At 69.1% G+C, this 24,115-nt stretch carries 23 protein-coding genes and 1 pseudogene; 10 read left to right on the forward strand and 14 right to left on the reverse strand.

Annotated features, from left to right (window positions below; translation table 11 throughout):
• Window positions 1-41: 41 nt before the first annotated feature.
• The 3 genes from OOZ19_RS03955 to OOZ19_RS03965 form a co-directional block, all read right to left on the reverse strand.
• On the reverse strand, window positions 42-938 hold the full coding sequence (locus OOZ19_RS03955) for an Acg family FMN-binding oxidoreductase (RefSeq protein WP_266088349.1): 897 nt from the start codon (window positions 936-938) through the stop codon (window positions 42-44).
• 281 nt (window positions 939-1,219) lie between these two features.
• Window positions 1,220-2,077: a universal stress protein gene (locus tag OOZ19_RS03960; RefSeq protein WP_266088351.1), complete on the reverse strand. Its 858-nt coding sequence runs from the start codon at window positions 2,075-2,077 to the stop codon at window positions 1,220-1,222.
• Between the two features lie 103 nt (window positions 2,078-2,180).
• Window positions 2,181-2,693, reverse strand: coding sequence for a universal stress protein (locus tag OOZ19_RS03965; RefSeq protein ID WP_266088354.1), 513 nt, complete (start codon window positions 2,691-2,693; stop codon window positions 2,181-2,183).
• A 377-nt stretch (window positions 2,694-3,070) separates the two neighbouring features.
• Between OOZ19_RS03965 and OOZ19_RS03970 the strand changes: the two genes are divergently transcribed.
• Window positions 3,071-3,832, forward strand: coding sequence for an HAD family hydrolase (locus OOZ19_RS03970; RefSeq protein ID WP_266088355.1), 762 nt, complete (start codon window positions 3,071-3,073; stop codon window positions 3,830-3,832).
• A 19-nt stretch (window positions 3,833-3,851) separates the two neighbouring features.
• On the opposite strand, the gene OOZ19_RS03975 is transcribed toward OOZ19_RS03970, so the two are convergent.
• From OOZ19_RS03975 to OOZ19_RS03985, 3 genes are all read right to left on the reverse strand, one after another.
• The gene (locus OOZ19_RS03975) at window positions 3,852-4,667 is read right to left on the reverse strand and encodes a universal stress protein (protein WP_266088356.1); all 816 of its coding nucleotides are present in this window, start codon (window positions 4,665-4,667) and stop codon (window positions 3,852-3,854) included.
• Window positions 4,668-4,793: 126 nt separating this feature from the next.
• Complete coding sequence (locus tag OOZ19_RS03980) at window positions 4,794-5,009, reverse strand: SHOCT domain-containing protein (RefSeq protein ID WP_266088358.1); 216 nt, start codon at window positions 5,007-5,009, stop codon at window positions 4,794-4,796.
• A gap of 350 nt (window positions 5,010-5,359) precedes the next feature.
• The gene (locus OOZ19_RS03985; RefSeq protein ID WP_266088360.1) at window positions 5,360-5,938 is read right to left on the reverse strand and encodes a hypothetical protein; all 579 of its coding nucleotides are present in this window, start codon (window positions 5,936-5,938) and stop codon (window positions 5,360-5,362) included.
• A gap of 171 nt (window positions 5,939-6,109) precedes the next feature.
• Here OOZ19_RS03985 and OOZ19_RS03990 point away from each other — a divergent pair, with 171 nt between their 5' ends.
• The 3 genes from OOZ19_RS03990 (at window position 6,110) to OOZ19_RS04000 (ending at window position 9,727) form a co-directional block, all read left to right on the forward strand.
• A complete protein-coding gene (locus OOZ19_RS03990; protein ID WP_266088362.1) occupies window positions 6,110-6,937 on the forward strand; it encodes a universal stress protein in 828 nt (275 codons plus the stop codon).
• A gap of 141 nt (window positions 6,938-7,078) precedes the next feature.
• Window positions 7,079-7,951 carry a universal stress protein gene (locus tag OOZ19_RS03995; protein ID WP_266088364.1) on the forward strand — a complete coding sequence of 291 codons (873 nt, stop codon included), beginning with the start codon at window positions 7,079-7,081 and terminating at the stop codon, window positions 7,949-7,951.
• 285 nt (window positions 7,952-8,236) lie between these two features.
• Window positions 8,237-9,727 carry a bifunctional aminoglycoside phosphotransferase/ATP-binding protein gene (locus OOZ19_RS04000; protein WP_266088366.1) on the forward strand — a complete coding sequence of 497 codons (1,491 nt, stop codon included), beginning with the start codon at window positions 8,237-8,239 and terminating at the stop codon, window positions 9,725-9,727.
• Between the two features lie 991 nt (window positions 9,728-10,718).
• On the opposite strand, the gene OOZ19_RS04005 is transcribed toward OOZ19_RS04000, so the two are convergent.
• The 3 genes from OOZ19_RS04005 to OOZ19_RS04015 form a co-directional block, all read right to left on the reverse strand.
• Entirely contained in the window at window positions 10,719-10,907 is a 189-nt protein-coding gene (locus OOZ19_RS04005) for a dsRBD fold-containing protein (RefSeq protein WP_266088849.1), read from the reverse strand.
• Window positions 10,908-11,112: 205 nt separating this feature from the next.
• The gene (locus OOZ19_RS04010; protein ID WP_266088368.1) at window positions 11,113-11,517 is read right to left on the reverse strand and encodes a hypothetical protein; all 405 of its coding nucleotides are present in this window, start codon (window positions 11,515-11,517) and stop codon (window positions 11,113-11,115) included.
• A gap of 300 nt (window positions 11,518-11,817) precedes the next feature.
• A complete protein-coding gene (locus tag OOZ19_RS04015; RefSeq protein ID WP_266088370.1) occupies window positions 11,818-13,833 on the reverse strand; it encodes an APC family permease in 2,016 nt (671 codons plus the stop codon).
• Window positions 13,834-14,086: 253 nt separating this feature from the next.
• Here OOZ19_RS04015 and OOZ19_RS04020 point away from each other — a divergent pair, with 253 nt between their 5' ends.
• The 3 genes from OOZ19_RS04020 to OOZ19_RS04030 all read left to right on the forward strand — a co-directional run bounded on the left by OOZ19_RS04020 (window position 14,087) and on the right by OOZ19_RS04030 (window position 15,928).
• A complete protein-coding gene (locus OOZ19_RS04020; RefSeq protein ID WP_266088372.1) occupies window positions 14,087-14,284 on the forward strand; it encodes a ubiquitin-like protein Pup in 198 nt (65 codons plus the stop codon).
• Window positions 14,285-14,536: 252 nt separating this feature from the next.
• Window positions 14,537-15,253 carry a tyrosine-type recombinase/integrase gene (locus tag OOZ19_RS04025; protein WP_266088374.1) on the forward strand — a complete coding sequence of 239 codons (717 nt, stop codon included), beginning with the start codon at window positions 14,537-14,539 and terminating at the stop codon, window positions 15,251-15,253.
• Between the two features lie 342 nt (window positions 15,254-15,595).
• Window positions 15,596-15,928: a CBS domain-containing protein gene (locus tag OOZ19_RS04030; protein WP_266088851.1), complete on the forward strand. Its 333-nt coding sequence runs from the start codon at window positions 15,596-15,598 to the stop codon at window positions 15,926-15,928.
• Between the two features lie 48 nt (window positions 15,929-15,976).
• Here the strand turns inward: OOZ19_RS04030 and OOZ19_RS04035 are convergent, their stop codons facing one another.
• The 3 genes and pseudogenes from OOZ19_RS04035 to OOZ19_RS30095 form a co-directional block, all read right to left on the reverse strand.
• On the reverse strand, window positions 15,977-18,412 hold the full coding sequence (locus OOZ19_RS04035; protein WP_266088376.1) for a glycoside hydrolase family 65 protein: 2,436 nt from the start codon (window positions 18,410-18,412) through the stop codon (window positions 15,977-15,979).
• A gap of 6 nt (window positions 18,413-18,418) precedes the next feature.
• Window positions 18,419-18,856: a universal stress protein gene (locus OOZ19_RS04040; RefSeq protein WP_266088378.1), complete on the reverse strand. Its 438-nt coding sequence runs from the start codon at window positions 18,854-18,856 to the stop codon at window positions 18,419-18,421.
• Between the two features lie 27 nt (window positions 18,857-18,883).
• Window positions 18,884-19,255 (reverse strand): annotated as a pseudogene (locus OOZ19_RS30095) (universal stress protein); the annotation flags it as partial.
• 223 nt (window positions 19,256-19,478) lie between these two features.
• Between OOZ19_RS30095 and OOZ19_RS04045 the strand changes: the two are divergent.
• The 3 genes from OOZ19_RS04045 (at window position 19,479) to OOZ19_RS04055 (ending at window position 22,129) form a co-directional block, all read left to right on the forward strand.
• Window positions 19,479-20,483 (forward strand): inorganic phosphate transporter, encoded by a 1,005-nt coding sequence (locus OOZ19_RS04045; RefSeq protein ID WP_266088380.1) that lies wholly within the window; start codon window positions 19,479-19,481, stop codon window positions 20,481-20,483.
• Window positions 20,480-21,097: a DUF47 domain-containing protein gene (locus OOZ19_RS04050; protein ID WP_266088382.1), complete on the forward strand. Its 618-nt coding sequence runs from the start codon at window positions 20,480-20,482 to the stop codon at window positions 21,095-21,097. Before OOZ19_RS04045 ends, OOZ19_RS04050 begins: the two co-directional genes overlap by 4 nt.
• A gap of 147 nt (window positions 21,098-21,244) precedes the next feature.
• Window positions 21,245-22,129: a universal stress protein gene (locus tag OOZ19_RS04055; protein ID WP_266088384.1), complete on the forward strand. Its 885-nt coding sequence runs from the start codon at window positions 21,245-21,247 to the stop codon at window positions 22,127-22,129.
• A 51-nt stretch (window positions 22,130-22,180) separates the two neighbouring features.
• On the opposite strand, the gene ppk2 is transcribed toward OOZ19_RS04055, so the two are convergent.
• Window positions 22,181-22,987 carry a polyphosphate kinase 2 gene (ppk2, locus tag OOZ19_RS04060; protein ID WP_416309391.1) on the reverse strand — a complete coding sequence of 269 codons (807 nt, stop codon included), beginning with the start codon at window positions 22,985-22,987 and terminating at the stop codon, window positions 22,181-22,183.
• On the reverse strand, window positions 22,984-23,988 hold the full coding sequence (locus OOZ19_RS04065; protein ID WP_266088853.1) for a zinc-binding alcohol dehydrogenase family protein: 1,005 nt from the start codon (window positions 23,986-23,988) through the stop codon (window positions 22,984-22,986). Before OOZ19_RS04065 ends, ppk2 begins: the two co-directional genes overlap by 4 nt.
• Window positions 23,989-24,115: the final 127 nt, after the last annotated feature.

Consider the following 24,115-nt stretch of genomic DNA (forward strand, 5'->3'; position numbering starts at 1 on the left):
AGCACGGTTCGTCATGACGCCCCTCCAGCGCGGTCCGTGTTTCAGGCAGTGCGGCCGAAGCGCAGGAAGGCGTGTGGGACTCCCGCCAGCCCCAGCTGCTCGGTCACTGCCTTGCGCATTTCTTCCAGCCGCAGCGGTTGCGTCATCACCGACACGGCGAGCCCTCCCGCAGTCGCTTCCAGCCATGCCGACTGAAGCGCCTCTCCGATGCGCACGTGGTCGATGGTGGAATCGGTTGCGCTGCACAGGACCAGCACCGAGTCGTGTTCGATGCGCGACGCCAGCAGGGACTCGTCCGGCAGCTTGGTCTGACCGGTCACCAACCCCACCGCGGGGAGTCCTTGCCGTCCCAGGGCCTTCTCCGGAATGCCCGCTCCCGGTGTGGGGTCTCCTGTCGCATCCTGCTGCACGATCCAGTGGGTGAGCTCCCGCTGATATTCGGCGTCCGCGTGCAGCACGCGGGCCGCGTACGCCAACGAGCGAGCCACCTCCGACGCTTCGGTGGAACCGGTGATCCAGTGCATTTCGTCCGGGCCGAGCCCGGCGGCCACCCGCAACGTGTCCCGTTCGGCGTCTGTCACCGGTTGTTCGGCGAACGCGCCTCGGTAGCTGCGGCGGCGTTCGATGGCGGCGAAGCGACGCTCGTCCACCCCCGATGGCGTGGCCTCCCGGGTCGCGGTGATCTTCGCGGTCGCTGGTTCGCTCTCCGGGGCCGCCGCGCGGTCCACGTGAGGTAGCCGCCCCAGGTGGCGGACCGCCACCAGGAGATTGGTCAACGCGGCGCCGAAGGAGATCGCCCGATCGCGGCCCTGCGGGTCGTGTTCGTCGAGCAGGTCGACCTGACGGGGGTGCAACTCGGCGACGTGGCCGCGCACCACCAACGTCCAGGGCTGGGCGTTGTGCACCGAGGGCGCCGCCGCCACTGCCTCGGACAGCACGTGTCGTTCCTGTTCCGTCCAAGGGGACGCGGCATCGCCTTGACCATCCCGATCGGCCATCACCAAGGCCACTCCTCGCTCCATGAGGTGCTGGGCGTGCCGCCGACGGTGTGGAGACCGGTTTCGTTGCGTGCACGGCGGCACGGGGTTCTGCGCGCTCTGCTCGACATTGCGCCCTCCCGGCCCGGCACGCATCTCAACGGTGTGCGTCGGAAACACCGGGTGTGATCGGAAAGCTCCAGGGGATGGCGTATTCGTGGCGGTAAGGGGTGGCGGTGTCTTTAGGTCGACCTGACGACCAGCAGAGGACACGGTGAGCAATGGGCGAGCGCGCGACTGGTCGACCCGAGCAGCATCCCGGTGAGACCGCTGTGGCCGCGACTCCCGATCACGAGCAACTCCGCGTGTGCGGCGTGCGCGAGAAGCGCTCGGACCGGGCGGTCGTGTTCGACCGAGCGGCGGATCTCGACGTCAGGGAAGCGCTCGTCGCTTCCCGCGAGGCGTTCGGCGAGCAGGCGGTGGGCGATCGATTCCCGCTCCCCGGGTGGCATCGTCGGTGTCAGTTCGGTCCAGTCCTCCGCCGCGACCTCGCGCCAGGTGTGCACCGCCAGCAGCGTTGTGCCGCGCAGATCGGCCTCGTGCAACGCCCAGCGGAGCGCCGAGTCGGCTACTCCGGCCGAGTCGAGACCGACGACGACACCTCCGGACGGAGGGTTGCCGGGCGGCTCCCGCACGACGGCCACCGGGCAGGCCGCGAGCGCGATGGCGGCTTCGGCTGTCGAGCCGAAGTCGAGCTCGGTCCCGGACTCGCCGAGCCCGCGGCTGCCGACGACGATCATGCCAGCGGCAGCGGACTCGGCGACCAACTGTCGGGCTGCGGTTCCGCGCCTGAGCTCGCAGCGGACGAGTGGGATGGGGCCGTGCCGGTTGACGGCTTGCTCGGCGGCGTGCAGCACCTCCTCGCCGCGACGTCGCACCGCTGCCTCGCTGTCGGGAGGGAGGTCCCCGGGCAGCACCGTGAGCAGGAGTATCGGCCATTGCCGTAGAGCGGCCTCGCGCGCGCCCCACTCCGCCGCGCGCAAAGCCGAGCTGGATCCGTCCACGCCCGCAACGATGACCGGGTTCCGCTGAACGTCCACGCGCGGTCGCCTCCCTGAGTCCTGGAGCTTGCGGCGAAGATAAGGCTGATCCGGTCTGGGCGCGACGTGACTGCGGGCCTGTTCGTGTTGCCCTGCACGGCGTTCAGCCGAGCACGGAGTCGTGATCCGGCGCTGGTCCCCACGCCCGGTCTTGTTCGTCCGGGGCGAGCTCCACGTCGTGCGGAACGATCACTACCGGGCAGCGGGCACGGCGAAGGCACCCTCCCGCGATGTGGCCCATCGTGGGATTGATGCCGCGGTGATGGCGACCATCGCCGAGGACGAGCATGGCTGCCTCGGCCGAGAGTTCCGAGAGGACCTCGACGGTCTGTCCTTCGAGGAGCTCCGTGCGCAGTCCCGGGGGCAGCTGTTCACCCACGCACGCGTGGACCGCTTTCGAGAGCTCCCGCCGGTACTGCTCGTGCATGTGGTGCGGGGCCAGTTCGGGGTTCATCAGCAGAGGGCCCGGTCCGGAGAGGACGGCGTGCCGCGACCACACCATGACAGCGCGCACTTCTCGGTGGCGTTGCCGTGCCTCGCGCACGGCCCAGCGAAGGGCACGTGCGCTGCTCTCGGACCCGTGGACGCCGACGACGAGCGGCTTCTCGGCGCACATGATCGACCTCCTCGGACGCGAACGCCTCGGTGTCCGGCAACGACGAAGTGTGCCTGGACCAGGCGGTCGGCCACCAGAGCATTTCGTCTTCGGCGGTCCGCTTCAACGGCCGGAAGGCATCGGCGGAGGTCGTCGCACCGCGGCGTCGCTGCACCGTGTTCCGGGTACTCGGGAGGTGGCCGACAGCGTGCTTGGCGACATCGTCGAGATTTCGTGCGCGCGGAGGTGACCGGCTTCGACCACCAGCGGACGGAACGAAGCGGTCTCGTGGGCCGCCGGGCGTTTTGGGCGCGGCACGTGGAGCCTCGGTGCTGAGCAGATCCAAGGCTGGGCGCGAATCGTCCGCCAGTCGCGATGGGCCCGTCTCGGGAGGATCGATGACCGCGATCACCGTCCGTCCGCAACGGCACGACGCTGTCCTCTTCGACCTCGACGGCGTGCTGACGGACACGGCTTCAGTGCACTGCGCGGCCTGGAAGCGGCTGTTCGACCACTACCTGGCGGCGAGGGCTGGCCACCACGAGCCGTTCACGACGGCGGACTACCTGGACCACGTCGACGGCAAACCGCGCGCCGACGGGGTGCTCGACTTCCTGCGTTCACGAAGAATTGAACTCCCGAGGGGGGCTCCGTCGGACCGTTCGGACGCGGAAACGGCGGTGGGGTTGGGAAAGCGCAAAGACCGCTATTTCCGCGACGCTCTCGCTACCGGCGGGGCGCGGGTGTTCGACGGCGCGATCGGCCTGCTCGTCTCCCTGTGGGAGGCGCACCTGCGCATCGCCGTCGTTTCGGCCAGCCGCAACTGCGCGCTCGTGCTCGAGAGCGCCGGGCTCACCGGGCTGGTCGACGTCGTGGTCGACGGGGTGGTGGCCGACGAACTCGGTCTGCCGGGAAAACCGGATCCGGCGACGTTCCTCGAGGCCGCCCGCAGGTGCGGCTGCCGCCCGTCGCGCTCGGCGGTGGTCGAGGACTCCTCGGCCGGTGTCCGGGCTGCCCGAGCGGGCGGCTTCGGCCTCGTGATCGGGGTGGCCCGCGTCGCCGCACCCCACGACCTGCGGGACGTGGGCGCGGATGTCGTGGCCCGTTCGCTGTGCGAGATCTCGGTGACGACATCAGGTCGCCCCTGGCGCGATGGATGAGCGATGCGTGCTTCGCAACTCAGCGCACCACGGCGACCGGGCATCTCGCGTGGTGCAGCACTCCGACGGCGACCGAGCCGAGGAACAGCCCGTTGAACCCACCGGTGCCGCGGTGGCCCACCACCAGCAGCGGAGACTCACCGGCCGCGTCGACGAGGGCGGGGACCGGGTGCCCGCGCACGGCGCGGGTGCGCGTGTGGAGTCCCGAGTACCGGTCGCGCCATTCCGTGAGCTGGGCGTTGAGGGAGTTCTCGATGCGAGTCTGCACTTCGTCCTGATCGGGTGGCGGCAGGGGCGGCGCGAGCAGCCCCTGCTCGTGCCAAGCCTGCACGGCGAGCACTTCGACTCCGCGGGAGGCTGCGGCGTCGAACGCGAAACGCAGCACCGCGTGAGCATTGGCCGCGTCGTCCACCCCGACGACGACCGGACCCCCGAGATCGACTCCGCCCGCGCGCACGACCACGACCGGCCCCACCGCGTGGGTGGCGACCTCCGAACTGACCGAGCCCAGCAGCGCGTCGGCGAATCCACCGAGCCCGCGCGATCCCAGCACCATCAACTGGGCGGTCTCCTCGCAGCGAAGCAGCTGTTCGATCGGATGCCCGGTGAGGATCTCCTCGCGCACCTCGACTTCGGGCGCTTGGGCGCGGCACTGCTCGGCGACCGCGTGCACGCTCTTTCCCGCGAAAGCCGAGCGATTCGGGTCGTCGTTGACCAGCACCAGGTGCAGGCGGGCGCCACGACGCCGGGCTTCCCGTGTCGCCCAGGCCGCGGCTTCGGCGGAATGGCCGGAACCGTCGACTCCGGCCACGACCGCGTGCTCGGGTTGTGCCATGGTTCTCTCCCCTCGACGTGGCAGATCATGATGCCCAGAGCGTGGAACGAGCGGCGGACCGCCGAGGCCCCGGCGCGGCCAGCACGGGCCGTCGGCAGGGTGGCGGCCGACGGCCGCGTGGTCTGATCATTCTTTTCTCCGGTGCTCGGTCAGGTTCGCCCGTGCTTGCCGGTACTCGTCCGCATCGATTTCCCCGCGGGCATACCTGCGATCGAGGATCTCGTCGGCGGTTTCCTGGTGCGCGGCGCCGTTGTCGTGCCGAGGATGCTCACGGGTCAGGCGAATTACGGTCCAGACGATCAGCGCGAGGAACGCGAGGAACGCGATCCAGATGATGGGCATCACGAACATCCAACAGAGACCAGGTCCATAGCCGTACATCATCGCCGACAGCTCCTTAACCGGACGCTTGCCGTTCCATCGTCCCGACGCGCGAAGCGACCTGGCCAGGGACCTTGGCCGCACAAACCGTGCGGCCAAGCCATGTGCTGCCTAGACCACTCGGTTCTTGGTGGAATCAAGTGCTCGCACCCCGAAACGTTCAAGGCCGTGCGTTGCGCACCGACGGAGCCGCCGCGACAGCGGTGGTCAGCGTCTCGCGCTCCGCACGTGCGGGCGAGACTCCTCCATCACCCGGACAGCTCCTCGTCTCCGGTGCTCGCGCGACGAGCGTGCTCGGCCGGGCATCCGCGCTAGGACTCGTCCTCTCCGGTGAGCGCGTCCGACGCGGCTCGACGCAGCGTGGCGCGCATGATCAGGCGAATGAAGGGACCGACGGTCCACCAGTACCAGCCGAAGGTCCGCAGCGAGAGCGCGTCGTCGAGGGAGACGCGCACGTCGTAGCTGAGCAGGCTGCCGCGACCGCAGGCCCGAGCGATTCGAGGCTGGGGACCGGCGTCCAGAACCTGCCCGCGGCGCCCAGGACGAGCTCGTGATCCGGTTTTTCGGAGAGCCGGAGCCAGTTCCCCTCGGCCACGAGGTCGTCGGGTTCGGGTTCGAGCCGGCACGTGTCGGCGCAACCAGGCCGGCCAGCCCCGCACGAGCATCGCCGCGTCGATCACCGGGGACCGCACCGTGAGCAGGTCCAAGTGGCGCAGCGCCGCGTAGGAGGCACGAGGCGGGCAGCGCACCGGAAGGTGCTCCGTCATCGCGAAATCAGGGCTCTCCATGAAGTCGTCGATGCCGGGCGGCTCTTCCTGCGGGTGGCCCGATGCCGCCATCGCCCACCGCGTCGTCTCGCCCTCGCGGACATCGTGCTCGCGTCCCTCCATGTCGCACCACCTGAGGTTTGTCCTTCCAACGCCGGGCCCGGGATGTACCGGCACTCGCGAATACGGCAGGGTCGTTGGGCCTCCTGGCAGGTCCCGAGTTCCCCGGCCACGCTCGAGTACCGGACCCTTTGCCGGTCATCGCGGTCGGCGTTCCAGTTGGGGGGAGAGAGCATGAACGACATCAGAGGGTCGGTGGTGGTCGGGATCGACGGCTCCCGGTCCGCCGAGCTCGCCGCGGGGTGGGCGGCGGTCGACGGGCGCGGGCGGAACCTGCCGGTGCACCTGGTTTTCTCGCTGGGAGGCGTCACCCCGGTGCTGCCCGGTGCGTATCCGATGCAGTGCTACTACGAAGGGATCGACAGCAACGCCCGCGAGCGCCTCGACGTGGCTGCCGACGTGGTGCGGGCGGCGGCTCCGGACATCCCGATCACGACGGCGGTCACCAACCAGCCACCGGTGCTGGCCCTGGTAGACCTCTCGGAGCAGGCGGACGAGGTCGTGTTGGGGCAGGGGGACTTCAGGGGTTTTCCCGAGCTGCTCCTGGGCTCCGTGGCCACGAGCGTGTCGACTCGCGCCCGCAGTCCGGTCGTGGTCGTGCGCGGTGATCCGGATGCGACCGGTCCGGTGGTGGTGGGCGTCGACGGCGGCGCGGCTGCGGACGTGGCGCTCGCGGCGGCCTTCGAGCGCGCCTCCCGCACGGGGCTTCCGCTGGTGGCGGCACATGCTGTGGAGGAACGCCACCGGGCGTCCGGCGGCGCCGGTGGTGCGGGCGAGCACGTCGCTGAATGGCGGCGGCGCCACCCCGAGGTGGACCTCCACTGGGTCGAGGAGCGCGGTGATCCGAGGGAAGTGCTGCTGGCGCAGGCGCGGCGGGCCAGCGTGGTCGTGGTGGGCAGTCGAGGTCGCGGCGGCTTCCGCGGCCTCCTGCTCGGTTCGACCAGCCAGGCCTTGCTGCACCACGCCGCCTGCCCGGTGATGGTGGTGCGCGCACGGACCTGAGCGACTCGGCCCGGCACGCGGTGCCCGAACACCTCCCCGGGGACTCTCGGCCCTGTCGGTCCGTGTGACGCAGTGCGTGTAATCGGGTGCCGTGCAAGGCGACGCCGGGACCGGCGAACGATGTGGCGGAGGTGCAGCGCGATGGCGCGGACGGTGGTTGTCGGGATCGATGGTTCGCCGTCGGCTATCCGCGCCGCTCGCTGGGCGGTTCGGGAGGCACGGCGGCGGTCGGCACAGCTGCACCTGCTGCACTGCGACGTCAAGTCGCTCGTCGTCGTGCCGGACATGCCGGTCGTGCCACCGCGGCAGACGTTTTTGGAGAGCGTCCGTGAGGAAGCCGAGGAATCCCTGCGGCTGGCGAAGGAGCAGGTGGGCGAAGTCGCACCGGACGTAGTCGTGGAGACCGAGTTCCGCATGGAGGCTCCGGCGAGCGGGCTCGTCGAGCAGTCCCGGCGAGCGGATCTGGTGGTGCTGGGCAGCCGTGGTCTCGGAGGGTTCACCGGGCTGCTGATCGGTTCGGTGGCGATCGCCGTGGCCGCACACGCCCGCAGCCCGGTCGCGGTGGTCCGCGGAGAGCACGATCCGGACCAGACCGATCCGGTCGTCGTCGGCGTCAGCGGTTCCGGACACGATGCCGCCGCGCTGGGCTACGCCTTCGAGCTCGCCGCCGCACGGGAGGTGCCCCTGCGCGCGGTCCACGCCTGGCACTCCCTGGCGTGGGATGAGGCGCGCTTGCGGAACCGGATCGACGAGGGGTGGGCCGTGGTCCAGTCCGATGAGGAACGCCTCCTGACGGAGGTGCTGGCGGGCTGGTCGGACGAACACCCCGACGTCGTGGTGCAGCGCTTCGCACCGCTGAACAAACCCGCGCGGGCCTTGCTCACGCATGCGGAGCAGGCACAGCTCGTCGTGGTCGGAGCCCGGGGGCGGGGAGGTTTCACCGGGCTGGTGCTGGGGTCCACGAGCCAACAACTGGTGCAGCACTCACCGTGCCCGGTGGTGATCGCGCGGTGAGGTGCGTGCCGTGCCGTTCCACGGTGTTCGCGGTCCACGGCGCCCGCGCCTTGCCCGCCGAGGCGAAAGATGCCGCCCTCCCCGGTATGTGGCCGCAGTCCTGAGAATTCCTGAGTGCGCCGCGGGTTCCGTTGAGCAGCAACGCTTTTGCCACGTTCCCGTGCCCGGTCGTCGCGACGCGCTGAGCGCGTAAGGCCCTCTGGCCCTGCCGCGTCCCCGAAGCGAACCGGGAGCCTGCACGGTGGACGGGCGTGCCAGGCGCGTCCGCGATCGGGTGGTCGGGAGATGCGAGGGGGAGTGGTGGAGGAGGCGGACGAAAATTCGGTCGGAGAACGCCTGCCCGCGGCGGTCGCCGAGAGCCACACCGCTGTGCTGCTGTTCACCGGGGACCGCGCGTACAAGGTCAAGAAGCCGGTCGACTTCGGTTTCCTGGACTTCAGCACGACCGGGGCCAGGGAACGGGCCTGCCGTCGTGAGGTCGACTTGAACCGCAGGCTGGCGCCGGACGTCTACCTCGACGTGGCGCAGGCCCTGGACGGGCACGGCCGCACCTGCGACTGGATCGTGGTGATGCGGCGGATTCCCGCCGAACGCAGGTTGTCCACGGTGGTCCGGCAGCGTGGAGCTCCGCTCGCGGAGCTCGAACGGATCGCCCGGGTGCTGGCGTCGTTCCACAGCACCGCGCGGACGGGGGCGGACGTCGCGGCAGCGGGAAGGGCGCCTGCGCTGCGCGGGCGGTGGAGCGACAACGTCGCGGGGGTGGAACCGTTCGTCGGCGATGTCCTGGACTCCGAGGAATTCGAGGAGATCACCCGGTTGGCGCTGGAGTACGTCGACGGCCGGGCCCCGCTGCTGGATGAGCGCGCCCGCCGTGGATGCGTGGTGGACGGGCACGGCGATCTGGTCGCTGACGACATCTTCTGCTTGGATGACGGGCCGCGGCTGCTCGACTGCCTGGAGTTCGACGACGAGCTGCGGCACGTCGACGGACTCGACGACGCGGCGTTCCTGGCGATGGATCTCGAACGCCTCGGAGCGGTGGATCTCGGGAGGCGGTTTCTGCGCTGGTACCGCGAGTTCTCCGGAGCGGAGGCCGCGGACTCGCTGGCCCATCACTACCTCGCGTACCGGGCTTTCGTCCGTGCGAAGGTCGCCTGCCTGCGGCACGCCCAGGGGGCGGCGGGAGCGGCTGATGAGGCCCGCCTGCTGGCGGACATGACCCGCGCGCACCTGCGGGCCGGGCAAGTGCGCCTGGTGCTGGTGGGAGGCTTGCCGGGAACCGGCAAGTCGACGGTGTCGGGTTCGCTCGCGGACCGGCTGGGGGCGGTGCTGCTCAGCACCGACCGGGTGCGCCGCGAACTCGCGGCCGGTCGGGACGAGCCCGCGCACGCCGGGTACGGGCGCGGGCTGTACGCGGCGGAGCACGTGCACGGGACCTACTCAGAGCTGCTCGCGAGGGCGCGGACGCTGCTGGAGCACGGCGAGAGCGTCGTGCTCGACGCCAGCTGGAGCAAGGCGGACGAACGGGCTCGGGCCCGGCACCTCGCCCAGCTGGCCCGCTGCGCATCGGTCGAACTGCGCTGCACGGCCGCCGGATACGTGACCGCCGGGCGGATCGCGGACCGGACGGGCGACCTCTCGGACGCGACCCCGGACATCGCCGCGCGGATGGCCGCCGATTTCGCGGAGTGGCCCGAGGCCCAGAACGTCGACACCTCTGGCTCGCCGCAGGAGGCGATCGCCGCGGCGCGGAGAGCCTTCACCGAGCCGGGATGAGCGCTGGGTCCGCGGAGGCCGAAGCCGGAAGGGGAGATCGATGCGAGCGGAGACCGTGGTGTGAGTCGAGGGCGAAACCGCGTCGCGACGGGTCGTGCGCGAAGCACGTCGGCGGGGGAGTCCGCTCCGCGTGGTCGTGGTGCGGTCCTTGCACGAGCGCCCCTGGGGTGCTGAGTTGCCGATGCTCGGCGACCACGGCACGGCGACGCCGGCGGGTCCGTGCTCGGCGGCGTGGCGTTGCACGCGATCCGCCGAGCCCAGTGGGAGCGTTCGGCGAGACCCGCCGAGGTGCCCGTGGGCGCAGACGTGGACGCGGCACGCCGTCGAGTTGTTCAGCATGGGGCCCGGAGGCCCGGAGGCCCGGATGCGCATAGGTGGCGCTGTCGCGACGGATCTCCTCCTGCGGCGGCTCGCCGTGTGATCCTTCGCCGCGGGTGCTCGATCGGAGAAGAGACGGCGAGATCGCGCAGGAAGTTCGCGCACAGGACGTCGTGGCGCGAGCGGCGGCGGCCTCGCTTCTCCGCGCACCACCAGGACCGGGCACGGTGCGTGGTGGATCGTCGCTTGGCTGGTGGAACTGGGCAGCAACTTGCTGAAGCCATGCGGGCGCCCACCACAAGGAGGCGGGCTCTCGCGGCGTGGGCGAGCAGGTCGGCCGCAGTCGAACCGCGTTCGACGAAGCGGTCCACAACGACGTCCGGATACCGCTCGCCAGCAGCGCACCACGTTAGGGAGGGTCTCCGCGTGGCCCGCGCACTTCGACGATCTGCCCTTGCGGTCGTCCGAATAAACACCTTCGACGACCAGCAGTCACCGACCTGAACCATCATGTCGTGTCACCTCGCGCGACCTCGCGGCCGACTTTTCCCTTCCTGACCCAAGGTCGCGCGGAAACCGGTGACGAGAAGTGCCGAGAGTCCCGATCGCCGTCACGTGGGACGAGGAGACGCGGCGAGCGGATTCGCACTCGGTCGATGCCCGCGTCGCAGCCTTAGTTCCGGAACGTCGCCGGGTGACCGGTCGCTTGTTCAACGTCCGCGATGGACGCGTCGAGCAGTTGGTGGGCGAGGTCGGACAGTGCCCGGGCCGTCGCCAACTCCGCGCCGATCGCAGGGATATTCGTATCGCCGGGATTTCGTCTGGCCAGTCCTCTGCCCGCGATGTCGTCGCGGGTGTGCAGGCGGGCGTCCGCTTAGGTGTGGTCGCTGTGCTCGGAGATGTTCACCAGCACTGTCCATCGTTCCGTGCGCGTGGGCCCCTTCCTTTCTCGTCAACGAGGCCAGGGTGTGGTGGTCTTCGGGCGAGTTCACAGGGGCCAAAGCCCTCGGTCGCCGGATCTGGCCGTGGAGGGGTGCTGCGCCTGTCACCCGGGGACGGGACGGGCGTCATTGCCTGCGGGGCGTGGGGGGCTGTCGCTTTCTTCCCCCTCCGGGGCGGGAAGTAGCGGAAGAACCGAGCGCGCGGGCTGCCGCGGCGAGGAACACGAGCTCCAGCACCAGGCTCGCCCAGCCCGCTGGTTCCCAGGACTCCTCGCGGAAGCCGGGCAGACCCGTGGTGCGGCTCAGCACGAATCCGAGGAACATGCCCGCGCTCACTGCGCTGCCGAGCAACCACGCCCAGGTCGACGGTCGACGCAGTACGGTGTACGCGACGCCCAGCAGCAGAACGGCACCCACGACGAATAGAACGCCCAGATAGGTGGCGTCCTCGAAGCTGTCCGGTGCGAGGACGAGATGGATCACCGCGAGGAGCGTGGAAGCGGCGGCGGCGGTGTAGCTGGTGGCGCGCATGGGCCCTCCGTTCCTGTGCTGTGCGGATCGGAAGCCTGTTCGGCGCAGGTGCTCAATGCGTTCCGCCGTTCCGCTCCTGCGGTGCCGACGGCTTCCGCGTCGGAACATCCGCGCTCACCCATGATGGGGGCGGGAGAGACCGTCGAACATTGCCGATGGTCCCGGTCGTGCCACTCCCCGGGCGGTGCCGCTGGGAACAGGCGAAAGCCCGTTTCGGGCCCACCGGCGGTGCGATCCTTGCGAAGGATTGGAGGGCGCCCGGAGGCGTTCGACGCCGAACGCCGTTGCCGGTTGTGGATGCTACCGATGCGGAGACCCTGGGTTCGGGCCTGTGATGCCGCGTCGCAGTTCGCCGGGCCGGTGGCGTTCTGGTTCGTGGTAGCGGTCGTGGGAGGACGGCAGCTGCCAGGGCACGCTGGTGATCATGACCCCTGGTTCGAACCGCAGCCGGGTCTTCAGTCGCAGCGCGCTCTGGTTGTGCAGCGCGTTGTCCCACCAGCGGCCGAAGACGTACTCCGGGATGTAGACGATGACCACGTCACGCGGGCTTGTTCTCCGAAGGTCGCGGACGTACTGCACGACGGGCCGAGTGATCTCCCGGTAAGGCGATTCGAGCACCTTGAGCGGGACGGGTATCTCGTTGCGCTGCCACGTCTGCTCGAGGAGTTGGGTATCGGCGTCCTCGACGTTCACGGTGATCGCGGTGAGATCGTCCGGGCGGGTCGCCCGCGCGTAGGCCAGGGCGCGCAGGACCGGCTTGTGGACGTTGGAGACCAGTACCACCGCGTGCACGCGGGCTGGGAACATGGTGTCCTCGTCCTCCGGCTCGAGTTCCTGCTGCACCAGGTCGTAGTGGCGGCGGATGCCGCGCATCAGCACGAACAACACCGGTACGACTATCACGACCAGGTAAGCACCGTGGGAGAACTTCGTGACCAGCACGATCGCCAACACCAGACCGGTCATCGCCGCCCCTGCCGTGTTGATCAGCCTCGCGCGGTACTGGCGTCGGCGTTTCGCATTGTCGGTGGTCGAGGCCAGTTCGCGGTTCCAATGCCGCACCATGCCCGCCTGGGCGAGGGTGAACGACGTGAACACGCCGAGGATGTAGAGCTGGATGAGGCGGGTGGTCGATCCCTCGAACAACCAGATCAAGGCTCCTGCGGCGGACGCAAGCAGGACGATCCCGTTCGAGAAGGCCAGTCGATCTCCGCGAGTGTGCAGCTGTCGCGGCATGTAGCGGTGCCGTGCCAGCAGCGAGGTCAGCAACGGAAACCCGCTGTATGCGGTGTTCGCGGCCAGGACCAGGATCAGCGTTGCCGTGGCCTGCACGTAGTAGAAGCCCGGACTGGCCGTCCCGCCGAACACCGCCGCCGCGATCTGGGCGATCACGGTGCGCTGCGGTTCGTTCGCGCAGTCGCCAGGTAGACCGATCAGGTCGCAGGGGTTCTCCGCGTAGTGCACTCCGCTGATCAACGCCAACGCGGTGACCCCTGCGAACATCGTGATCGCGATCAATCCGGTCGCGGCCATCGTGGCCGCCGCGTTCTCGGCTTTGGGCCGGCGAAAGGCCGGGACGCCGTTGGAGATCGCTTCCATACCGGTCAGGGCAGTGCAACCCGAGGCGAACGTCCGCAGCAACAGGAACAGCAGCGCGAAGGTGCTCCACGAAGAATGCTCCGGCCGAACATCGTACGCAGCACTCTGGGCTACCGGGGCGGCCCCGACCAACGTCTCTACCAACCCGGTAGCGATCATGACCAGTACACCGGCGATGAACAGGTAGCTCGGCAAAGCGAAGATGCGGCCCGACTCGCGCATCCCGCGCAAGTTCAACGCCGTGAGCACGATGACGAACCCGATGCCGAGTTCCACCCGGTACGGGTTCAGCTCGGTGAACGCGGAGATGATGTTGTCCACTCCCGCCGACACTGACACCGACACGGTGAGCACGTAGTCGACCATCAGCGCACCGGCCACGACCAGCCCGGCTGAGGGGCCGAGGTTTTCCGAGGCCACAGCGTAGGAACCGCCTCCGGACGGATAAGCACGCACGACCTGCCGGTAGGAGATCGTCACGACAGCCAGGAGAAGCATTACCGCCGCGCCCGCCCACCAAGCCAGGTGCAGCACTGCCACCCCGCCCAAAGCGAGTACCAGGAGAATCTCCTGGCTCGCATAGGCGACGGAGGAGAATGGATCGCTGGCGAACAGGGGAAGCGCCAGCCGCTTCGGCAACAACGTCTCGGCGAGCTGGTCGCTGCGCACCGGCCGCCCCACGACCAACCGCTTCAACCACGTCGCAGCCCCCTGCACACCTGGAGCATAGGGTCACCGCCCGCATCGACGCTGCTCAGAACACTCCCCCGTGAGGCCCTGCGCTGCTCGGGACGGGGAGCCCGACTTTCCGCCGCCCGTAATCCGGAGTGAGCCTCCCCGGAGTCACGTGAGGTAACGCGCTGGACGCGTCCGTGCGCCCACGGGGGCCGATAGGCCCTGCACGCCAGCAGTCGGGCGGCGGCACTCTCGACTTCGGAATCGGACCGCGAAGCGGCGGACGGAGTGCGTGATGCGTCGAGGCGAACGCAAGCACCGGCATGACGATCGAGATGTCGAGACAGGAGTTCCCGATGTCGGCGCATCGGGGCCTGAGCGGCGGGAGGGGCTCGACGATGCCACCGAGTCCGTGCTCGACGACATCGATGCACTCCTCGACGAGGAAGCCGAAGAATTCGTGCGTTCCTACGTGCAGAAGGGCGGCCAGTAGCCGCGTCGTCGCCGAGGTCTGATCGGTCGCCGTTCGCCCACTCCGCCTGGGCGGTGGTCACGGCGACAAGATGGGGAGGATTCATGCTCGTCTCGGAGGCCTACCATCCCGGAGCGCTCACCTGTTCAAGCAAGGGGTCGCTGGTTCGAACCCAGTTGCGCCCACTTTGGTTGCCTGACCAGTGAAAACGGGGTTTCCGTCGAGGGGTGCTCCGCTCTGCGCAGGGCCACAGCGAGCCCTTAATTTTGCCCCATGCGGGAGCAGTGGGACGGCCTGATCAGGGACTACGGCAAGGCGCTGAAGCGCGAGAACAAGTCCCCCAAGACCATCGAGCTCTACGTATCGACGGCGACTTGGTTCGCAGACTGGCTCGCAAAGCAAGACCGCCTTGGCGACATCGCTGACGTCACCCGGGCCGACATCGGTGACTGGATCACGGAACTGCTGGAGACCCGCAAACCCGCGACCGCCAACGGCCGATTCCGGGCGCTACAGCAGTGGTTCCACTTCCTGGTCGACGAGGACGAGATCACTGAATCGCCGATGCAGCGGATGAAGCCTCCGCAGATCCCCGAGGTCCTGGTGCCGGTCGTTCCGTTGGCCACCGTCAAGGCGCTGCTCAAGCAGTGTGAGGGCAAGGATCTGATCAGTCGCCGCGACGCCGGGATCATCCGGCTGCTCATCGATACCTGCGGGCGCCTGTCGGAGGTCGCCGGTCTCAAGGCCGACGACCTCGACTTGGAACAGGGCCAGGTGCTGGGCCACGACGAGGGTGACGCGGGCCATGAGGTTGTCCCCGGTGGCACCGAAAAGGACACAGCGAGACCGCCACCCGTCAAGTCCGGTACTCCGACCCCTCCCCCAGCCGCCAGCACCGGTATGCGCTCATCGAGGAGCACGACGCAGAACAACGCCGTGAACTGCCGTTCGTGCAGTTCCATACCTCACGATTATTCATGGGTGGGTTGAAATCCCTCCGGAACCAGAGGGCGGGTCTTCAGCCGGAAGCGACACTTGCCCTGACCTTGGCTGCAGCGCTCGTCGGCGGCCAGGGAAAACGGAGGTGAGCACAGCGCTCCGTGGAAGGCAGTCGGACGCTGTCTGGAGGGTCCCCGCATGGGCGGGGTTCGTGTCCTGCTCTTGGTGCTCGTTGTTGTGCGATGCTGCGTTGGTGCCGCGCATCGGCTGGTCTATCCGGGTGACGTTTCCCGTGCGTTGAACAAGTTCTTTCTGTGAGCCCTTAACTGTGGCCCTCACACTCACCGCTGACCTGGAAGTCCCTGGTCACGCACACCGCTGGGCCGCTGATGCCTGACAAGCACGGACTCGCTGGCCGAGGTGGCCACAACGATGACCGACCACCACGTGGGTTCGCTTGCGGTGGTCGATGGCAACATCATCTTCGGCATCGTTTCAGAACGCGACATCACACGAGCCGTCGCGCAGCAGGTATCTCCGCAACACGCGACGGCCGCAGCCTTCGCATCACGACACGTCACCTCCGCCAAGCTGGACGACGACACGGTCGACATCACCCGGCGGATGCTCGATACCGGCGTCCGGCACATGCCGGTGGTCACGGGAAGCACCGTCGTAGGGGTCGTGTCCATGCGCGATCTCCTCGCTGTCGAGGCGTGGACCTGAAGGAGATCGCCGCAGTGCGGCCTCGTCAGGCTCTCGTCGTGGAGACGGCTACGGCGTGTGGCTGACGTCGGCGCGGGCGGGGACGCCGTGCTCCAAGGAGAACCGCACGGCCGAACCGCCCCGCAGCAGCGCCTCCCGTCCGCCACAAGCGCAGCTGAACGCGGTGCGGACTGAGCTGAGCCCGACGCGCACCACGGCCGTGCGACCGGTGATCGTGATGGAAAGGGGGTGGCCCCGGTAGAGGAGTTCGAGCTTCAGCTCGCCGAGCTCCTGAGGCCAGCACGGGTTGAGGTGCAGCGCGCCGTCGCGGGCATCGATTCCGGCGAAGCAGCGTTGGAGCAGATCGATGGTGCCGGTCATAGCGGCGAGGTGGATGCCTTCGCTGGTGCTGCCGCCTCGGGTGCCGTGGACGTCGGAGTCCAGGGCGCGGTGGAAGTGCTCCCAAGCTTGGTGGCGGTTGGCCCTGGCCAGAACCCACGCGTGCACCACCGCGCTGAGGGTGGATCCGTGGCTGGTGCGTCGCAGGTAGTGCTCGATCGTTTCGGGGATGCGGTGCGGCGGGAACGGGTAGCCGAGGCGGTCGAGCACGTCGCGCAGCTCTTCGGCCGACAACAGGTAGAACAGCATGAGCACGTCGGCTTGTTTGGAGGCTTGGTACCGGTTGGGGTCGTCGCCTTCGGCTTCCAGGATGCGGTCCAGCCGGCGGATGTCGCCGTAGCGGTCGTGGTAGGCGCGCCAGTCGAGTTCGGCCAGTTCGGAGTAGCCCTCGAACTGGTCGGGGATGCCGATGTGGAAGGGCACGAACAGCTTGCGGGACAGCCGGTCCCAGTGGTCGATGTCGGTGCTGTGCAGGCCGAGTTCGGTGGCCAGTTCGCGGCGCCGGTGCGCCGAGAGCATGTCGAGCACGGTCGACGCCGTCCGGCACAGCCAGGCCAGCATGACGTTGGTGTAGGCGTTGTTGTTGATTCCCGGTGCCGCGGCACCGGGGTAGGCGGTGTGGTACTCGTCGGGGCCGACGACGCCTTCGACGACGTACCGGCCCCGTGCCGGGTCGTAGCGGGCGAGCCTGGCGAGGAACCGGGTGGTGTCCAAGATCAGTTCCGCGCCGAAGTCGTTGAGGAACGCCTCGTCCGCGGTCGATTGGTAGTAGCGCCAGGTGTTGTGCGCGATCGCGATGCCGAGGTGTCGTTGGAGGCGGGTGTGGTCGGGCGACCAGTGCCGGGAGCGCGGGTTGAGGTGCAGCGCTTGGCTTTCCTCCCTGCCGTTGCTGCCGCTCTGCCAGGGGAACATCGCGCCGGTGCTTCCCGCGAGGCGCGCGGCTCGGCGGGCCTGGGGGAGCCGGCGATAGCGGTACATCAGCAGCGCGCGGGATTCGTCGGGGGCGCGCAACGTGAGCACGGGCAGCACGAACAGCTCGTCCCAGAAGACGTGCCCGCGGTAGGCTTCTCCGTGCAGTCCTCGTGCGGGAACCCCGACGTCGAGGTCCGCGGTGTTCGGCGAGATCGTCTGTATCAGGTGGAGCACGTGCAGTCGCACCTTGCGCCGGATCTCCGCCGAGCCCCGAACGTCGAAGTGGAAGGTTCGCCACGAGCGTGCCCAGGCCGCTTGGTGCGAGCGCAGCAGCGCGTCGAAGTCGGCCGCTTCGGCGCACAGCTCTGCGGACTCGGCGGCCGGTTCGGAGATCGCGGTGTCGCGGGAGGTGTGCAGCGCGACCACTTTCTCCACTTGGACGTGTTGGCCCGGTCCCGCGGCCACGGCGAACTCATGGGCGATCAGGTCCTCTTCGGCGATGACGGTTCGCAGCGGCGACAGTTCATGGCCGTCGAGCCGGACCCGTGCGCGCGCTGCTTCGGCGACCGAGATGCGGGACTGGGCGGTGCGGGCGCTCAAGAGCACGGTTTCGGGTGAGAGCTCGCGCGTGCCGAAGTCGGTCAGGTGCGGACGTTCCACTTCTTCGTAGCGCGCGACACCCGAGTTGCGCACGCGGCCGTCCAGCCCGCTGCGGAAGGTGATGGTGCTGGCGTGATCTTCGGGGATCAGCGTCGTCTCCAGCGCGGCGAGATGTGGCAGTCCCATGTGGACGATGCGGCGCTGGAGCAGGGTGGTGGTCCTGCCGTCGTCGTCGCGGAACCGGCAGCGCCGCCGGAGCAGCGCGTGTTCGAGGTCCAGCTCGACCTCGTGTTCCACGAGCGAGAATCGGCGAAGGTCGAACCAGGCGCCGTCGTCGAAGCGAAAGGTCAGCGGCAACCAGTTCGGCAGGTTCACCATCGATTCGTTCGTGACTTCCTGCCCGGCGACCTCGGCTGTTCGGCGGTCGTAGCAGCCCGCCACGTACGTGCCGGGGTAGTGCACGTCGTCGCGCACCGCTTCCGGCGCGGCTCCGCGCGTGGCGAAGTACCCGTTCCCGAGCGTGCACAACGCTTCGCGCCGTCCCTCGTCATCGAGGTCAAGGCCGCTGAACCGCCACAGGTGCTCACCGGTCATCCGCCATCACCGGGAGTCCGAAGTGCCGGGCACCACGGCGACCGGGCAGGGGGACCGGTGCAGAACTCCGCGGGACACCGACCCCAGCAGCATCTCGGAGAAACCGCCCGCACCGCGGTGACCCACCACCAGCAGGCGTGCGCCGCTGGCGGCCTCCGCGAGCGCGTCGATCGGGTTCATGGAACTGGTGACCCCTCGCAAGACGAGGTCCGGGTGCTCCGGTCCGGTGCCCGCCAGTTCCTCAGCGAGCAGCCGCCCCGCGCGTCCGAGCAGTTCCTCGCGGTCCGGGTGCTCGTAGGGACCGGGGATGAAGTAGGCGTCCGGCGATGCCTGCACCGCCATCACGCCGCAGCGCAGTGCCTCGGCGGTGCGGCAGGCGAACTCCAGCGCCCGCCGTGCGGCAGCCGACCCATCGATTCCGACCACGACGGTCTCGTGCGTCACGCGTTCGCCCTCGTCGCGAACGACAATCGTCGGGCAGGCTGACCGCATCGCCACTCCGAGTGCCACCGAGCCGAGCAGAGCGTCGTGGAAAGCTCCGTGTCCACGTGATCCGACCGCGAGCAGCGTTGAGCGTCGCGAGATCTCCACCAGGCGCGGCACCGGGTGACCTGTCGCCGTCCGTGTGGTAACTCGAAGGCCGGGACGATGGCGCCGGCACCGGGAGGCGAGGTCCCCAAGCCATTCCGGGACGGCCTCGTCCGGGTGCGCTTCGGCCTCCACCGCGACCAACAGCAGATCATCTCCATCGCGGAGGGCGTTCGCGCACACCCACTCAACGGCGCGTTCCGAGGGGGCCGCGTTGTCCACCCCTACCGCGCACTGTCGCCCACCGACCGCCATCAGCCACCTCCGTACGTCCCTGCCAGGCTGGCAAAGCAGCCGTGCCACGGCATGTCGAAGTACCGGGGGCGGCGGGGACGACGCGGGATGACGAGTTGCGTCCGATCACGCGAACGCCGATCGTCGAACGCACCACCTCGGTCTGAACGGGCCTGGTGCGGAGAGCCGGAGGAGGGGCGTTCCGCGGCGAATGGGATGGGGCGCCGTCGCCCACACTGAACTGGTGTTGTTCCTGGTCGTGGTCATCGCGCTGGCTTTGGTGTTCGACCTGACCAACGGTTTCCACGACGCGGCGAACGCGGTCGCCGCGCCGGTGGCGACTAGGGCGATGCGTCCTGGACCCGCGGTGCTCGTGGTCGGATGCGCTCAGATCGCCGGAGCGCTGCTGGTGGGCACCGCCGTGGCGGACACGGTTGGGGGCGTGGTCGCGTTGCCGCGCCACTTGGTGGTGGCGTCGGTGGGGGCCGCGCTCACCTCGGCGATCTTGTGGAACCTGGTGACGTGGTGGTGGGCGTTGCCGTCCAGTTCCTCGCACGCGCTGGTGGGTGGGCTGGTGGGTGCCTGCGCGATGACCTCGGGAGTTGCCGCCGTGCATTGGGGCGGTTGGCACGATGGCCGCGTGTCGGGCGTCTTCGGCGTGCTCCTGGGACTCGCGATTTCCCCGGTGGCCGGCGTTCTGGCCGGTGGTGTGTTCGGTCGGCTGGCCAGGACCGGTCTGCGCAGAGCGCGGCGTCGTGTCGAAGGAGCGTTGCGGGTAGGTGAGTGGGGTACCGCGGCGGCGTTGGGTTTCGCGCATGGCACCAATGACGCGCAGAAGACGATGGGAGTGGTGACCTTGCTCCTCGTCGCGGAAGGGCACTTGGCGGAGTTCCGGGTGCCGGTGTGGGTGAAGTTCGCCGCCGCGCTGTCATTGGTCCTGGGGACGGCTGTCGGTGGCGGGCGCATCGTGCGCACCCTTGGCCGTGGGATTTACCGGATGCGGCCGTTGGACGGCCTGGTCAGCCAGGGCGGCTCCGCGGGGGTGATCCTGGCGGCGGCTTCCGTGGGGGCGCCGGTGAGCACGACGCACCTGGTCACGGCGAGCGTGGTCGGCGTCGGGGCGGAACATCGGCGTCATCGTGTGCGGTGGGCCGTCGTGCAGGAGATGGCGTCGGCATGGCTGGTGACCATGCCGGTGACCGCTGTGGTCGCCGCTGGTCTGACACCAGTGTGGGGGTTGTTGGCATGAAGCTCCCCAGAGCGTGGTTCCTCCCGCCCGAACACGATGTGCTGGCGATGTTGTGCGCTGAGGCCGACACGTCGTGCGCCGCGGTGGAGCTGCTCGTCCAGTGGGTTCACGGACTCATAACCGCGGTGGAGGCCGCCGGTCGAATCCGTTCGCTGGTTGGCGAGGTCGAACGGCAGCGGCGAGAGCTGCATGTCGCGGTACGAGAACGGTTCAGCACTCCACTTCAAGGTGAGGACATCCTGGAACTGGCCCAACGCCTCGCTGAACTGGTCGAGGATGTCCACCGCTTGGTGCAGGAGGCTGAGCTCACCGCTGTGACACCTGATCCGAACATCACCGAGATCGTCGAGGGAATCGCCGATGCGAATCGGATGTGCCGCCACGCGGTGGCCAGGTTGCCGCACGCCGATGCCGGGGACGTGGCCGATGAAGCAGCTCGGCTGCTGGAGCCGGCCGAGCACGCCTACCGTGGTGCGATCACCGAGCTGAACGATGAAGTCGACCTGAGAACCGAGATTCGGCGTCGCGAGCTGTACCGGCGGGCCGAGCACGCCACCACCGCGGTGGCACGGGTCCTGCATCGCATTTGGTACGGGGTCAGCAAGACCGAGTGACCGCGCCGTCGAGGAAGTGGAATCGGGTCGCTCCGACCGGCCGGTCCCCTTCTTGCCACTATCGCTCTGTGCACACGGGCCAAAGTCCGTTCCAGTTCAACGTTCCCCGGTGCGATGCTCACGGGAGTTCCTCTCAGAGGAGGCTTCATGGTCAGTGGGCAGTTCGGTTCCGTCGTCGTGGGTTTCGACGGGACGTCGGGATCGCGGCGGGCGGTGACGTGGGCGTGCCGTGAAGCGGAACTCCGCGGCCGGCGGGTGCAACTCGTGCGTGCCTTCTCGGCACCGTTGGAAGAACTCACAAGGATCCACCTGCCGGCCGAATCCGTCGACCTCGGTCCGCTGCGCGCCAGCGCGGAACGAGAATCGGACGACGTCGTCCAGGAGTGCGTCCGCGAACGGCCGGAGCTGGAGATCACGACCGATGTCCGGCTCGGGCACCCCGCGACCGTGCTGCACGACGCCGCCGAACGCGGCGAGATGCTGGTGCTCGGTTCTTCGGAGCACGGTCGTTTGCACCAAGTCCTGCTGGGTTCTACCGCTAATGAGCTGATGCGGAAATCACCCGTGCCGCCGGTGGTCGTCGTCCGAGGAGAGGGCGACGGGCCGCGCGGGAAGGTCGTGGTCGGGGTCGACGGCTCGCGGGCGAGTGCAGGTGCGGTGGGATTCGCCTTCGACCACGCCGCGCGGCACGGGGCGGACGTCGTCGCCGTGCTCGCGTGGGACGAGCTCCCCCGTGATGCGATTCCGCCCGCAGGGGACTGGAAGCTGGACTGGACGGACATCACGCGCTCGTGCGAGCGCGTGATGTCCGAGTCGCTGGCGGGTTGGCGCGAGCGGTACCCGGACGTCGACGTGCATCCGGAGGTCACCACGACGGAGTTGCCGACGGAGATCCTGTTGCGCCACGCGGTCGGCGCGGACCTCGTCGTCGTCGGTCGGCACGGGCGGTCCTTGGTGCGTGCCACGGTGTTGGGTTCCACCAGCCACGCGATCGCGCACTACGCGCCGTGCCCGGTCGCGGTCGTGCACTGATCAGCAGCGGTCGTGTTCGCCGGAGGCCGCCAGGTGGGGGAGAGCGGTCGTTCACAACGTGGCCGCGTGGTCCGGCACGTACTGGAATCGCTCCCGCGGCGGCCGGTGCTGTCGGCTCGCGGCGACCTGCCGCGGCAGCGCGATCCTGGGGACGTCGAGATCGGAGTAGGGGAGTGCGGACAGCAGATGCGCGATCATGTTGATCCTGGCGCTGCGCTTGTCCTCGCTGTCGACCAGGAACCAGGGCGCCTCGTCGGTATCGGTGGCCGCGAGCATCTCGTCGCGGGCGACCGAGTAGTCGTCCCAGCGCAGCGCCGATTCGACGTCGACCTGGGACAGCTTCCACCTGCGCAGCGGGTCTTGCGCCCGGCGGTGCAGTCGCCGGAGCTGTTCGGCGCGGCTCACGGAGAACCAGTACTTGCGCAGCAGCACGCCGTCGTCGACGAGCAACCGTTCGAACACGGGGCACTGCCACAGGAACCGCCGGTACTCCTGTTCGTTGCAGAACCCGAGGACTCGTTCGACGCCCGCGCGGTTGTACCAACTCCGGTCGAACAGCACGATCTCGCCGGCCGCGGGTAGTCGTTCGACGTAACGCTGGAAGTACCACTGGGTGCGTTCGCGCTCGTCGGGGACGGACAGCGCCTCGATCCGCGCGCCGCGTGGGTTGAGGTGCTCGATGACCCGCTTGATCGCGCCACCCTTGCCCGCCGCGTCCCTGCCTTCGAACACCACGACGACCCGCTGCCGCTCGCGGCGCACCCACTCCTGGAGCTTGGCCAGTTCCGTTTGCAACCGCAGCAGCTCCGCGCGATAGGTCGGCGCGGCCAGGCGCGGTTCGTCCGACACGTCGATCATCCGCCGGGCAGCAGCACCGCGGCGCCGTCCACCCGGTCCGCCGCCAAGTCCCGCAACGCCGCGTCGGCCCGGTCGAACCGGTACGGCGTGGTGGTCACCCGCAGGTGGTGACGATCGGCGAAGCGCAGGAAGTCCAGCCCGTCGGCCCTGGTGTTGGCCGTGACGCTGCGCAGGTCGCGTTCGTAGAACAGATGGCGGTGGTAGTCCAGGGCGGGAATGTCGGAGAGGTGTATCCCGGCGACGACCACCGTGCCACCGCGCCGGAGGGCCGCCAGCGCCACCGGCACAAGTTCACCGACCGGTGCGAACAGCACCGCCGAGTCCAGCGGCTCAGGAGGTTCGTCGGCCGCTGCGCGAGCCGAGGTGGCGCCTAGATCCAGCGCCAGCTCGCGTGCTCGCGCTGCCCTGGTGAGCACGTGCACGCGGGCACCGCTCGCGATGGCGACCTGCGCGGTCAGGTGCGCGCTCGCCCCGAACCCGTACAGCCCGAGCACCCCACCGATCGGGACCTCGGCGCGCTTCCACGCCCGGTAGCCGATCAACCCCGCGCACAGCAGCGGAGCCAGCTCCGCATCCGAGTACCCACCTGGCAACCGGTAGGCGTAGGCGGCGGGCACGGTGAGGAACTCGGCGTAGCCGCCGTCGGCGTCCCAACCCGTGTACCGCGACCTCGGGCACAGGTTCTCCGCCCCGTGCACGCAGAACCCGCAATGCCCGCACGTTTCGCGCAACCAGGGAACCCCGACCCGCTCTCCCACATCGAATCCGGTACCGGCCGGGTCGCAGGCGACGACCTCGCCGACGACCTCGTGGCCGGGCACCACGCCACGGGTGTGGACCGGCAGCTCGCCTTCGACCACGTGCAGGTCGGTGCGGCACACCCCGCACACCAGGACCCGCACCAGTAGTTCCCCTGCGTCCGGCTTCGGAACGGGACGCAGGCCCCAGCGCAACGGGGAGTGGGTGAGCGGCCGCGGTTCGTCCACCACCCACGCGTTCATGGTCTCGCCGATGAAAGCCATTCCCATCTCCTGCGACGTCCCGCACCGGCCGCTCGGCACCGTTGCGCGTCCCACCATCCGAAAGAGCGGTTCGTGATGCCAGGGCACATCGACCTCTCCGCCGAGC

This window comes from Saccharopolyspora sp. NFXS83 (genome assembly GCF_026241095.1).
Taxonomy (GTDB): domain Bacteria; phylum Actinomycetota; class Actinomycetes; order Mycobacteriales; family Pseudonocardiaceae; genus Saccharopolyspora_C.